Genomic DNA, 12475 nt, shown 5'->3' on the forward strand with positions numbered 1-12475 from the left:
CCTAAAGAAGAAGTAAAAGTCCAAGAAGTAGCAAAGCCTAAAGAAGAAGTAAAAGTCCAAGAAGTAGCAAAGCCTAAAGAAGAAGTAAAAGTCCAAGAAGTAGCAAAGCCTAAGGAAGAAACGAAAGTCCAAGAGGTAGTAAAGCCTAAGGAAGAAACGAAAGTCCAAGAGGTAGTAAAGCCTAAGGAAGAAACGAAAGTCCAAGAAGTAGTAAAGGCTAAAGAAGAAGAGAAAGCAAGAGAGATAGCAAAGGCTAAAGAAGAAGAGAAAGCAAGAGAGATAGCAAAGGCTAAAGAAGAAGAAAAAGTAAGAGAGATAACGAAGGCTAAGGAAGAGGCCAAAGCAAGAGAAATAGCCAAAGCTAAGGAAGAAGAGAAAGCAAGAGAAATAGCCAAAGCTAAGGAAGAAGAGAAAGCAAGAGAAATAGCAAAGGCTAAGGAAGAAGAGAAAGCAAGAGAAATAGCCAAAGCTAAAGAAGAAGCAAAAGTAAAAGAAGAGTCTAAAAATAACATACAGTCTGCTAAACGTGAATTAACGGTAGTAGCGACAGCATATACTGCTGATCCAAGTGAAAATGGTACTTATGGTGGACGCGTTTTAACTGCGATGGGGCATGATTTAACGGCTAATCCGAATATGAGAATTATCGCAGTAGATCCGAAAGTAATCCCATTAGGATCTAAAGTATGGGTAGAAGGTTATGGAGAAGCTATCGCTGGTGATACGGGAAGTGCTATTAAAGGAAATCGCATTGATGTTTTAATGGGCTCAAAAAGTAAAGCTATGAATTGGGGAAGACAAACAGTTAAAGTTAAAATTCTTTAATAAATATAGTTATCTAGATAGAAGTCAGTTCTCTTTATTGAGGCTGACTTTTATTTTTTTAGTAGAAGTAAAATAGTTTTTTTAAGGGCTTATCACTAAATCTGTAATAAAACATAAAACGTGAATTATGTTTACAAATTAAAACTATTAAGAATGAGGTGAGGAAGCAAGTTTATTGAGAAGTGTAGAAGAATAGTATGTTGACAACGAAGGGTTAACGTATAATGAAATATATAAATTGGATCAAATCATTTACTAAACACTTTCACTCATAATAGTGTAATTAAGTTTAAAGGATTGGTGTATTTCATGAAAGAAGTAAGGGAATATATTGAAACAAAGAAACAAGGTGTATTGGAGTTACATATAAAAGAAACTGAAGAAAAGTTAGGTGCTGCTTTCCCAATGCAATATAGAGACCTTATTAAATTAGTTAATAACGCTGAAGTAGGGGAATGGATACTATATCCGATTAAAGATAGTAGAAATGCAACGAAAACTTGGGATGATATAGTTAGACAAAATGTTGACATGAGAGATGAGTATATGACAGAAAACCTTATTATAATTGGTGACGATGGTTCAGGGGATAAATTGTGCTTTAAAAAAAATAATGGAAAAATGGATGATGAAATATATATTTGGTATCATGCGGATGATGAAATGGAAGAAATATCTCCCAGTTTAAAAGAATTTATTTTAGAAACTATTCACGGAGACGATGCTTTTTAGTATTAATTATTATCATTTTGTGAATCACTCTTATAAAAAGCGAGGATAGAATATGACAATGGGATTATATGGGGAACAGTACAATGACATGAAAGGGTATAGGGTAGTAGAAGGGACAGATTCTTATAATCATTACTTTGGTGGTGAAGATTGCAATTTGCCAGTATGTAAGTTATGCAGTGAGAAGATGCATCAAATTCTCTGTTTTGATTTAAAAGATGAGAGGATTGCTGGACTTAAAAGTAGTGAGCTAGACATTTTACCTTTAGTTTCATGCTTGAATTGCTCGATGGTGTGGGAACCGCAATATTTTCAGTTAAGTGATGGAGGTAAAACGGTTCAAATCATACAGCAGTACAATACAGAAGAATGGATAATGGAAGAGGAATATAAGTTACCCGTTTCATTACCCAAAACAGCGGTAAAGCTTATAAATATGAAAAATGATGATATACCTATAGATGAAGATAGTTACTGGGAAGCTTTTGACTGGTTCGGTTCTGAATATGTATGTAGATTATTAGGGGCACCATTATATGATGATCTTCCAGAGAATTTAGCGTGTCCAACTTGTTTTAAAGAGATGAAGTATGTTGCTACAATTACACAAGATATCGAAGAACGCGGACTTATTTCGGTAGTTGATTTCCAGTTTGGGGAAATGAATTTATATTTTTATATATGTAAAGATTGTTCAATTATAAAAACTGAAATACAAGGTACATAACGAAAATAAGACTGACATATTCTGTCGGTCTTATTTTTGTATCGCAACATCAGTAAGAATCGCATCAAATATATCTTTTTGCGTGAAGTTATCTGTAAAAATAGCTTCTCTGGTAACTTCAATTGTATCGTGCGGATTATACCATTTTTCTAGGGAATCCTCACCAAATTCATGTCGTTTGTCCCTTGTGTTATGTCGTCGAATCGTTTCTTTTAACGATAAATCAAAGTAATATGTATAGACGTTTCCTTCCAAAAAATGTATTAATTCTTTCAGCATATCACCGTATCTACGACTGTTTAAAATGCCTTCTAAAATAACAAATTCACATTTTCCTTTTCCGTACTTTGTAATTTCAAATAGTAAATTATGTGATAAATTCCCCATCGAATCGTGTACTCTAAGCATATCTCTACGTACAACATCCTGTGATACTAAAAGTGTACCTTGTCCGAAATGTTCTTGTAGTTGCTTTGCGATTGTTGTTTTACCACTTGCGGAGTTGCCTCTAAGAATGATTAAAGTTGATTTAAGTATAGGATTAGACATAATGTATTCCCCCAGCGCGAATGAGTATATAGAAAATTTTAACAAATAAAGTGCGGAAAGTGTATAATTAATAGGATTGAAATAAAAAGGTGGGAGTTAGATGGAACATGAATTAAATAAGGCGCAGCCGATTTGGAAACGGACATGGTTTCGCTATCTAGGGGCATTTATAATTGTTCAATTACTATTTATTATTTGTGAGATTACAGGATGGGCACCAAATTTTAAGCCAAGTGGAGAGTTTTTAAATAGAATTTTACATTCTGAATTTTTCACGGAATGGTTCACTCCATATGAAATTCCTCATTTTAATGTGTTTACAGCATTTTTTGCGATTACATTGTTACCATACGCATTAATTGGTGCAATGAAAGATTTCACAACAAGGAAAAATATAAATAATTAAGAAGAGGTATTATATGCTATTTCAAAAAGATTATGTATCGGTACGGTACGTAAAAGAAGAGGATGCACAGGTCATTTCAAAATGGTTAACAGACCCAGAAGTCTTGCAGTATTACGAAGGGCGAGATAATCCGCAATCTGTAGAAATGGTACTGGATCATTTCATACATAATCCCAATAGTCATGAAAAAAGGTGTGTGTAATAGAGTTTGATAATATGCCGATTGGTTATATTCAAATGTATTCAGTTGATTCTGAGTGGAAAGCGTTATATGGCTATGAAGAATCTCAAAATATATGGGGAATGGATCAATTTATCGGTGAGCCGACTTATTGGGAAAAAGGAATTGGAACGAAACTCGTTCAGGCAGCAATTACATATATTATGGAGAACACGGGAGCAGAAGCAATCGCAATGGACCCGAAAGTAAATAATGAACGCGCCATAAACTGTTATGAAAAATGCGGATTTAAAAAGGTGAAGATTTTAAAGGAACATGAGCTGCATGAGGGGGAATTAGAAGATTGTTGGATGATGGAGTATAAAACTATTGGGGGTAGATGATATAAATGAAGGCGCTACTTGTATTAGATATGCAAAAGGCGATTTTAGAGTGTAAAGATTTTTTTGTTGAAAAAGAGTTAATCACAAATCTTTTAAAACGATTTAAAGCAGAAAATGAATCTATTATTTTCTTAAAACACCGAGATAATAATCCAGAAAGTACGTTGTATTTTGAATCAGCCGGCAGCGAATTAGTAGAAGAATATGCCGAGTTTGCGGATTATGTAGTTGAGAAGACAACCCCTAGTGCTTTTAAAGGAACAAGTGTTGAAGAGATATTAACAAAACATAAAGTTGATCATGTTGTAATCGTTGGATTTAATACGGAATTTTGCTGTTTATTTACAAGTATCGCTACTTTTGAAAAAGGCTATAAAGTTACGCTCATTGAAGATGCGACAGGAACTGCTAACGATGAAGAAGTATATGAAATGCCTGGGCTTGATATAAAAGATTTTATCGGATCAGTCTTGAATTAGTCTAATGTAATTGAAGTTTTGTATTAGGATGAATATATAGAGACATATACAAAAAAGGGAGCTGCGCGAAATGAAAAAAGCTTTAATAGTAATTGATGTGCAAGCAGGTATGTATACAGCTGGAATGCCCGTACATAATGGAGTGAAGTTTTTAGAAATATTGCAAGAACTTATTGCGGAATGTCGGTCTAATGATATTCCAGTTATTTATGTACAACATAACGGACCAAAAGATCATCCGTTAGAAAAAGGTACAGAGGGCTGGAAAGTGCATGAGGCGATTACTCCGCAAAAAGGGGATTGTATTGTTGAAAAGACGACGCCAGATTCATTCCATAAGACAAACTTAAACGAAGTGTTAAAAGAAAAAGGGATTGAACACGTTATGATTTCAGGTATGCAAACAGAGTACTGTGTGGATACGACAACGAGAAGAGCGTTTAGTGAAGGCTATAAAGTAACGTTAGTGAGTGATGCACATAGTACGTTTCATACAGAAGTGTTACGTGCGGAAGACATTGTACAGCATCATAATGTAGTGTTTGGAGCGTTTGCTAATGTTATTGCGTTAAAAGATTTGAAAGCGACTGCCTTTAAATAAGAGGCAGTTTTTTTATTATAAGGTATATTTGAAACATTGTTCATATAATTTTACGTACCATATTGAATACATGAAAAAGGAGCACCACATAATTAAAAGGGCGCTCCTGCATCAAAAAGTTACTTCTTCTTATCTTTATCCAATATATTCTGCTCTTCAGCAAATTCCGTACCATATGCAAAGCGGCGATTAATATGAATGTTATCATTGTTGTGCCTTGTCTGTGAGTTAGAAAAGCGATGAACAATTACTTCAGATAATGTAAAGACAGTAGCGGAAAGGAAACTGCCCCATGCAATTTGCATGTAATTGTCTAATAAAATATTACCGAAAATCCATACGCTTAAATACGTTAGTAAAAAATCCGACATAATGGCGCCAGTATTGCCAATTCGGTTTAATATGATTTTATCGACGAACATATAGGATACGATTGTAACAAAGAGACTAAATGAAATAATTTGGACGAATGTTGCAGGGAAAAATAAAGCGAGTCCAATACTAAATGCGATAATGCACGATATAAACTTAATAAGAACTACAGTAAAACCATTCAATATTTACACCTCCGATTTATACATAGTTTTACAATAAATTTAGGAGTTCATACATTGTAACAAATATATTTACATAAAACTTTTTCACGTTCGTTTTTGTCTAAATATTAAAAAAACAAAGAAAAAATGTTATAGTAAAATGAGAGTATATGACATTTTTAGGTAAGGGGGAATCCATGGTGTGGATTACTTCAGAAGTAGAAATTCCAGATGAGTTAATTGATCATCTTGAACAAGGAAAGTTAGTACTATTTGTTGGAGCGGGAGTTTCTATGAAAGGGAAATCAAACTTACCGAATTTTGATGATCTAGTTGATGAAATTGCGAAAACGTTATATGTGGAAACACGTGAAATAACAGAACCACATGATTATTATCTTGGTAAAATTGCGAAAACAAAAGACGTACATCAAGTTGCAAGAGATTTAGTTCATACTGAAAAATCAAAGCCGAATCCGCTTCATTATGCGATTCCGAGGCTGTTTCCTTTAGATACAGAAGTCCGCATTGTAACGACAAATTTTGATCGGCATTTTACAACTGCGATGAAAGAAATGAATAGAGAATTAAACGTATATTACGCACCTGCGTTACCTACAGGTCGAGCGTTTAAAGGACTCGCTTACATACATGGCAATATAGAACAAGAGAAAGAAGCATTAATATTAACAGATGGTGATTTTGGAAGGGCTTACTTGACGGAAGGATGGGCAAGAAGATTTTTAGTTGATTTATTCTCGAATTATACCGTTTTATTCGTTGGATATAGCCATAATGACCCAGTAATGAAATATTTAGCGACGGGTTTACCGCCAAGTACAAGGCGTTATGCATTTGTTGCACAAGGGGAAAATACGTACCACTGGGAGCATTTAGGAATACGGCCGATTGTATATCCGAATAAAGGCAATAATCATCAATCGCTCGTTAAAGCAGTGAAGCGATGGGCGGAATTAATGGGAGATAATTATATTACAAAACGAATGCGGATTCGTGACATAGTAACAGTTCCACCATCAGTAGAGCAGGAACAATTATCATACATAAAGCAATCCATAAAAAAAATTGAAACAGTCCGCTACTTTGTTGAATTTGCTCATGATTATGAATGGGTGGAATGGCTTGAAGCAGAAGGGAAATTACAAAATTTATTTTTAGTTACATCAAATGATAATGAGGTAGATGAACTACTTGCAGAATGGTTAGTGGAACAATTTCTGTTTAGTCATCAAAAAGAATTATTTCAATTAATTTTTAAAAATCATTCTAAACTATCTCCGTTATTATGGAAAACAATTTGTAGCTACTTAAACGAGACGAAAATTGAGATGGACCCGTTGTTGTTTGCAAGATGGACACTTCTTTTATTAGAAACAGCTGAAAAAGATAGTAAATCAATTGAAAAAATTTCTTACTTACTGCAAAAATGTTCTTTTCCTGAGCATAAAGAGATTGCTTTATTGTTATTAACGTTTATTTTGGATGGAAAGCTTAAGTTGAAGCGGGAAAGAAAATGGGGAAATGATACACAAGAATCGATAGAACTTGAGGAATCGAGTCGTTTACCATTGTCTACATTTTCATATGTGGAGCAAATGTGGAATGAGAAGATGAAACCGTATATTTCCTATTATGCCGTACCAATTATGATGATGGGAATAGAAAAGATGCGACTGTTATCACTACGACAAACGGCTTTGAAAAAAAAGGATAAGGAAAATGTTGAAAAAGAGTTTCAGCAAAATGATCTTGCCTTTTTAATTCAAATTGTAAAAGAGTGTTTAGCTTATTTATGTGAAAACAATGAGAAAAAAGCAAATTATTATATTACAGAAATGATAGAAGCAAACAGCGTGCTTCAGACTCGAATTGCAATTGATGCAATGAATAAAAATATATTTGTTAGCGCTGATGACAAAATAAAATGGTTGTTACAGGAAGGACTTCTTTTAGATGTCACGTATAAACACGAAGTTTTTCAGTTTATAAAAAATCATTTCGCATCTTCTCTAGAAAAAACAAAGGAAGAAGTCATTCAAATTGTACTGAAAGACCTTGCAGAGGAGAGAGCATTTGATGTTTGTTTCGTATTAGATTTATTGTTTACTTGTGATTCAAATAGTCCATCTACAGCAAAAGGTTATGAGGTAATGAAGCAAAAACATCCTCACTTTCATTCTGAGCGATACAGTGTACAAAAGAAAGAAATCACAGAACAAAGTATTACTTGTAATGTAACTGCTGATGGATTATTACAGCTGAAAGACGATGAAATTATGAAACAAGTTCAGCAATTTTCTCAAGACGGAGTTTTTGAACAACGTCATTTTTTAGAGATGGTATCGAAAGCATGTAAATTGAATATAGAATGGAGTATTTCATTTGCTTATCAATTAGTTAGTATGCATGAAATAAGTAATGAAGTATGGTTTGTTTGTATTAGAGAGTGGCGAAATAACCGAGGACTGACAAATGAACAAATCCAAAAAGTTATTCCGCTATTGCAGAAATTTGTTAGAAATACTGCTTTTCATTGGTTAATAAGTAGTTTTCTATATGAAATTAGTAATCGATTAGAGGAGCTAGAGGAAAATAGCATACGCAATGTGAAACGGTTTGCTTTTTCGGTATTCCCTCAAGTAATGAAAAGTGATACAGATTTTAAGCTTGGAAAACAAGATTTTTACAATGAATCAATCCAGCATCCTGTTGGGAAAATGACAGCTGTATTATTAAAACTGTTATCATATGATCATTTATACGATCGAAACGTGTATGAATATTTATTTTTATTTGAAGAACAAGTAAGAGTTAGTTCAGAGCGGACAAATTATATGTTAGCTCGGTTAGTAGCAGATATAACATTTCTTTATCATATTGAGAAGCAATGGTGCCGAAAATATTTGTTACCGTACTTAGATTTAAAGAAGGAAAATGAGATTACGAAATATGCATGGGCAGGCTTATGTTACACGCAAATCAATTTGCCTTTATTTACAGAAATGAAGCGATTTATTAAGTATGCGGTAGAACATTTGGAAGTATTGCATCCGCATACGAGGGAAGCTTTCTTGAAATGGCTTAGTTTTGTATTTATTAAATGTGTACTGTATTGGGAGCAAAAAACAGATTGGTTATACCCGTTGCTTATACAAGAAAATGAAGAAAATAAAATTAAATTTATGCAGTTTTTATGCTATTACGTCAAAACGTTAAGTGTAAAAGAACAACAAAAATTTTGGACAGCTTGGCTCAGTATATTTTTGCGAGAGCGACCGAAAATGGGTGAAATCACAGCTAGAGAATATGTAATGCTTTTACGCATTATTTTATTTATGGATGAAATAGTAGAAAGAGGATTATCGATAATATGTAAATCATTTTCGGACATGGGTGGAAAAGGGAATCAAACGGAGATAAAACAGTTATTGAACGAAATACTTGAAAAGACAGAGCGTATAAAAATGTCCAAAGATTTGTATGCAAATGTATTTTTTACTTTACTGCAAACGCTTCAGGAAGCCGATTTACTTGAAACGGAAATCATTCGAATAAAAGAAGTATTAATCCGGTACGGAGTAGAAAAGTATGTATTAAATGCAATAGATAATGAGATAATTCGCATCGGAATTGTTATGGAGAATTTACAAGAAGAAATGTAGGACGAAAGTGGAATTTTAAAAAATATATAAAAAGTTGTTGACAGTGTTTTGAAAAGCGTTCTATAATACGAATCATACTTATTCAATTTCAAAAAACATTTGAATAAACAAAGTGCAATGAAGAGATCACAGTAGTGGTTAGTCTTACTGTAACAGAGAGCTGGTGGTTGGTGTGAACCAGTACAGGGATAATCATGAATTACAGTCTTGGAGCATCTTTTTCGTAGTAAAGATAGTTTTGTCTTTATGAAGAAAAAGCGGTCAATTGATCGTTAACAGTGAAGAGAGGTAGACGGAAATTTAGTCTACAACTAGGGTGGTACCGCGATAAATATCGTCCCTACTGATTTATTCAGTAGGGACTTTTTGTATTTTAGTGGCCCAACTTGAAAATTAAATATACATGCGTTGAAAGGAAAAGCAGTAGTTGTTGTTTCCCTGTAACAGAGAGCTGGTGGTTGGTGTGAACCAGTACAAAAACAAGAGCGAATTACAGTCCTAGAGCATCTTTTTCGTAGTAAAGATAATATTGTCTTTATGAAGGGAAAGACGGTCAGATGATCGTTAACAATGAAGAGAGGTAGACGAAAGAAGTCTACAACTAGGGTGGTACCGCGATAAATATCGTCCCTACTGATTGAATCAGTAGGGATTTTTTGTACAAAAAAGTGGGTTTTTATCTAGTAGATAGTGTCCTTATAGTAAGTATTCGTTTAAAATAAGAAGAGGTATCGATTCCACTTAAAATTTGTATAATTTATCAGTTCAGAAAATAGAGAATTTTTCATTCTCTTACTATACTTTTAAAACATTAGAGGAGGATTTCCAAATGGCAAATCATGAATTAGATCAATTACGTAAACAGGTAGATGAAATTAACTTACAACTATTACACCTTTTAAACAAACGTGGTGAAATCGTTCAAAAAATTGGGGAGCAAAAGCAAGTACAAGGTACGAAACGTTTTGATCCAGTACGTGAGCGTGAAGTGCTTGATATGATTGCAGAGCATAACGAAGGACCGTTCGAAACGTCAACAGTTCAACACATTTTCAAAACAATCTTCAAAGCTAGCTTAGAATTACAGGAAGATGATAACCGTAAAGCATTACTAGTATCACGTAAAAAGAAACAAGAAAACACAATCGTTAATGTAAAAGGTGAATTGATTGGAAACGGAACACAAACATTCATTATGGGACCTTGTGCGGTAGAAAGCTTAGAACAAGTTCGTCAAGTAGGGCAAGCGATGAAAGACCAAGGCCTAAAATTAATGCGCGGTGGTGCTTTCAAACCGAGAACATCTCCATACGATTTCCAAGGTTTAGGAGTAGAAGGATTACAAATTTTACGCCAAGTAGCAGATGAGTTCGACTTAGCGATCATTAGTGAAATTTTAAATCCGAACGATGTTGAAATGGCGCTAGACTACGTTGATGTCATTCAAGTTGGAGCACGTAACATGCAAAACTTCGATTTATTACGAGCTGTAGGTAAAGTTAACAAGCCAGTATTACTAAAACGTGGATTAGCAGCAACAATTGATGAGTTCATTAACGCAGCTGAATACATCATTGCACAAGGTAACGACCAAATTATTCTATGTGAGCGTGGTATCCGCACATACGAAAGAGCGACACGTAACACATTAGACATTTCAGCAGTACCGATTTTAAAGAAAGAAACACATTTACCAGTTATCGTTGACGTAACGCATTCAACTGGACGCAGAGATTTATTATTACCAACAGCGAAAGCAGCACTTGCAATTGGTGCAGATGCAGTTATGGCTGAAGTACATCCAGATCCAGCAGTTGCATTATCAGATTCTGCACAACAAATGGATATTCCAGAATTCCATAGATTCATGGATGAGTTAAAAGGATTCAAAAATAAATTATCTTAATCCCATATCATATATGCGCTGAAGAGGAAACAGTAGTGCTTATCTCCCTGTTAAAGAGAGCTGATGGTCGGTGAGAATCAGTACAAAGGTAAGCATGAATTACAGCCTTGGAGCATCTTTTCCGCCAACTGTTGGAGGGAAAGACGGTCAAATGATCGTTAAAGAAGAAGAGAGGTAGACGAAAGTTGTCTACAACTAGGGTGGTACCGCGATAAACATCGTCCCTACTGAGCGCTCAGTAGGGACTTTTTTGTACAAAAAAATAGTAAAGGGGCAAGAGAAATGAGATACATTACAGCTGGAGAATCACATGGGCCGCAGTTAACAGTTATTTTAGAAGGTGTACCAGCAGGTTTAACATTAACAGCGGAACATATTAATAAAGAATTATTAAGAAGACAAAAAGGGCACGGACGCGGAAGACGTATGCAAATTGAAACTGATACAGTTGAAATTGTAAGTGGTGTTCGTCATGGGATGACACTTGGCTCGCCGATAACGTTAATCGTAAAAAACGATGATTTCAAACATTGGACGAAAGTAATGGGTGCAGAGCCAATTTCGGAAAAAGAAAGTAAAGAAATGAAACGTACAATTACAAAACCACGTCCAGGACATGCGGATTTAAACGGAGCAATTAAATACGGTCACCGTGATATAAGAAATGTGCTAGAGCGCTCATCTGCAAGAGAAACGACAGTTCGTGTAGCTGCTGGTGCAGTTGCGAAACAAATTTTAAAAGAATTAGGCGTAGAAATTGCAGGGCATGTACTTGAAATTGGTGGAGTAAAAGCAAAACATATTTCAAAGTTATCAATTGAAGAGATTCAAACAATTACTGAAAACTCACCAGTTCGATGTTTGGATAAAGAAGTAGAACAAGAGATGATGGGTGCGATAGATAACGCTAAAAGTAGTGGAGATTCAATCGGTGGCATTGTTGAAGTCATTGCAGAAGGCATGCCAATAGGTGTCGGTAGTTACGTTCATTACGATCGTAAATTAGATGCAAAACTTGCTGGTGCAATTATGAGTATTAATGCATTTAAAGGTGCTGAAATTGGCATTGGTTTTGAAGCGGCAAGACAGCCAGGAAGTAAAGTGCATGATGAAATTTTATGGGATGAAGAACAAGGATACACGAGAAATACGAATAATGCCGGCGGTTTAGAAGGTGGTATGACAACAGGCATGCCAATTGTCGTAAGAGGTGTGATGAAGCCAATACCTACATTATACAAACCGTTAGCAAGTGTTGATATTGATACGAAAGAATCATTCCAAGCGAGTATTGAAAGATCTGATAGTTGTGCAGTACCAGCAGCAGGAGTAGTAGCTGAGTCTGTTGTAGCATGGGAACTTGCACATGCACTAGTCGAACAATTCGGAAAAGATCGTATAGAATTAATCCAGCAAAACATTACGCAACATAACAAATACGCAAAAGAATTTTAATAAAAGGTGGTT

10 protein-coding genes, 2 pseudogenes and 3 other annotated features are annotated in these 12475 nt (G+C 34.8%); of the genes and pseudogenes, 10 read left to right on the top strand and 2 right to left on the bottom strand.

The window, feature by feature from the left end; genetic code table 11:
- From PDL00_RS17150 to PDL00_RS17160, 3 genes are all read left to right on the top strand, one after another.
- The coding region (locus tag PDL00_RS17150) for a 3D domain-containing protein (RefSeq protein ID WP_270730369.1) at positions 1-825 on the top strand (825 nt) is incomplete at its 5' end.
- 309 nt (positions 826-1134) lie between these two features.
- Positions 1135-1557, top strand: coding sequence for an SMI1/KNR4 family protein (locus PDL00_RS17155; RefSeq protein WP_242257319.1), 423 nt, complete (start codon positions 1135-1137; stop codon positions 1555-1557).
- Positions 1558-1609: 52 nt separating this feature from the next.
- Complete coding sequence (locus tag PDL00_RS17160; protein ID WP_242257318.1) at positions 1610-2284, top strand: hypothetical protein; 675 nt, start codon at positions 1610-1612, stop codon at positions 2282-2284.
- A 30-nt stretch (positions 2285-2314) separates the two neighbouring features.
- Here PDL00_RS17160 and PDL00_RS17165 read toward each other — a convergent pair whose 3' ends face one another.
- Entirely contained in the window at positions 2315-2833 is a 519-nt protein-coding gene (locus tag PDL00_RS17165) for a kinase (protein ID WP_270730370.1), read from the bottom strand.
- A 100-nt stretch (positions 2834-2933) separates the two neighbouring features.
- Between PDL00_RS17165 and PDL00_RS17170 the strand changes: the two genes are divergently transcribed.
- From PDL00_RS17170 to PDL00_RS17185, 4 genes and pseudogenes are all read left to right on the top strand, one after another.
- Positions 2934-3239 (top strand): YfzA family protein, encoded by a 306-nt coding sequence (locus PDL00_RS17170; RefSeq protein ID WP_063260555.1) that lies wholly within the window; start codon positions 2934-2936, stop codon positions 3237-3239.
- A gap of 13 nt (positions 3240-3252) precedes the next feature.
- A pseudogene (locus PDL00_RS17175) lies at positions 3253-3803 on the top strand (GNAT family N-acetyltransferase).
- A gap of 5 nt (positions 3804-3808) precedes the next feature.
- Positions 3809-4309, top strand: a pseudogene (locus tag PDL00_RS17180) (isochorismatase family protein).
- Between the two features lie 43 nt (positions 4310-4352).
- Positions 4353-4883 (top strand): cysteine hydrolase family protein, encoded by a 531-nt coding sequence (locus PDL00_RS17185; RefSeq protein ID WP_270730373.1) that lies wholly within the window; start codon positions 4353-4355, stop codon positions 4881-4883.
- A gap of 119 nt (positions 4884-5002) precedes the next feature.
- Here the strand turns inward: PDL00_RS17185 and PDL00_RS17190 are convergent, their stop codons facing one another.
- Positions 5003-5440 carry a YndM family protein gene (locus PDL00_RS17190; RefSeq protein WP_242257314.1) on the bottom strand — a complete coding sequence of 146 codons (438 nt, stop codon included), beginning with the start codon at positions 5438-5440 and terminating at the stop codon, positions 5003-5005.
- 149 nt (positions 5441-5589) lie between these two features.
- Here PDL00_RS17190 and PDL00_RS17195 point away from each other — a divergent pair, with 149 nt between their 5' ends.
- From PDL00_RS17195 to aroC, 3 genes are all read left to right on the top strand, one after another.
- The gene (locus PDL00_RS17195) at positions 5590-9102 is read left to right on the top strand and encodes a DUF4020 domain-containing protein (protein ID WP_270730375.1); all 3513 of its coding nucleotides are present in this window, start codon (positions 5590-5592) and stop codon (positions 9100-9102) included.
- A gap of 108 nt (positions 9103-9210) precedes the next feature.
- Positions 9211-9447, top strand: a binding site (T-box leader).
- A gap of 54 nt (positions 9448-9501) precedes the next feature.
- Positions 9502-9737: a binding site (T-box leader), on the top strand.
- A gap of 194 nt (positions 9738-9931) precedes the next feature.
- On the top strand, positions 9932-11008 hold the full coding sequence (locus PDL00_RS17200; protein ID WP_001273578.1) for a bifunctional 3-deoxy-7-phosphoheptulonate synthase/chorismate mutase: 1077 nt from the start codon (positions 9932-9934) through the stop codon (positions 11006-11008).
- A 9-nt stretch (positions 11009-11017) separates the two neighbouring features.
- Positions 11018-11237: a binding site (T-box leader), on the top strand.
- A gap of 53 nt (positions 11238-11290) precedes the next feature.
- On the top strand, positions 11291-12463 hold the full coding sequence (aroC, locus tag PDL00_RS17205; protein ID WP_270730378.1) for a chorismate synthase: 1173 nt from the start codon (positions 11291-11293) through the stop codon (positions 12461-12463).
- Positions 12464-12475: the final 12 nt, after the last annotated feature.

It is taken from the genome of Bacillus cereus group sp. TH152-1LC (genome assembly GCF_027710505.1).
GTDB classification, from domain to species: Bacteria; Bacillota; Bacilli; order Bacillales; family Bacillaceae_G; genus Bacillus_A; species Bacillus_A mobilis.

Bases quoted from the DNA above. Each gene is read 5' to 3' on its own strand.
- PDL00_RS17185 (WP_270730373.1), top strand. From the start codon at position 4,353: ATGAAAAAAGCTTTAATAGTAATTGATGTGCAAGCAGGTATGTATACA.
- PDL00_RS17155 (WP_242257319.1), top strand. From the start codon at position 1,135: ATGAAAGAAGTAAGGGAATATATTGAAACAAAGAAACAAGGTGTATTG.
- PDL00_RS17195 (WP_270730375.1), top strand. From the start codon at position 5,590: ATGACATTTTTAGGTAAGGGGGAATCCATGGTGTGGATTACTTCAGAA.
- PDL00_RS17170 (WP_063260555.1), top strand. From the start codon at position 2,934: ATGGAACATGAATTAAATAAGGCGCAGCCGATTTGGAAACGGACATGG.
- aroC (WP_270730378.1), top strand. From the start codon at position 11,291: ATGAGATACATTACAGCTGGAGAATCACATGGGCCGCAGTTAACAGTT.
- PDL00_RS17200 (WP_001273578.1), top strand. From the start codon at position 9,932: ATGGCAAATCATGAATTAGATCAATTACGTAAACAGGTAGATGAAATT.
- PDL00_RS17165 (WP_270730370.1), bottom strand. From the start codon at position 2,833: ATGTCTAATCCTATACTTAAATCAACTTTAATCATTCTTAGAGGCAAC.
- PDL00_RS17160 (WP_242257318.1), top strand. From the start codon at position 1,610: ATGACAATGGGATTATATGGGGAACAGTACAATGACATGAAAGGGTAT.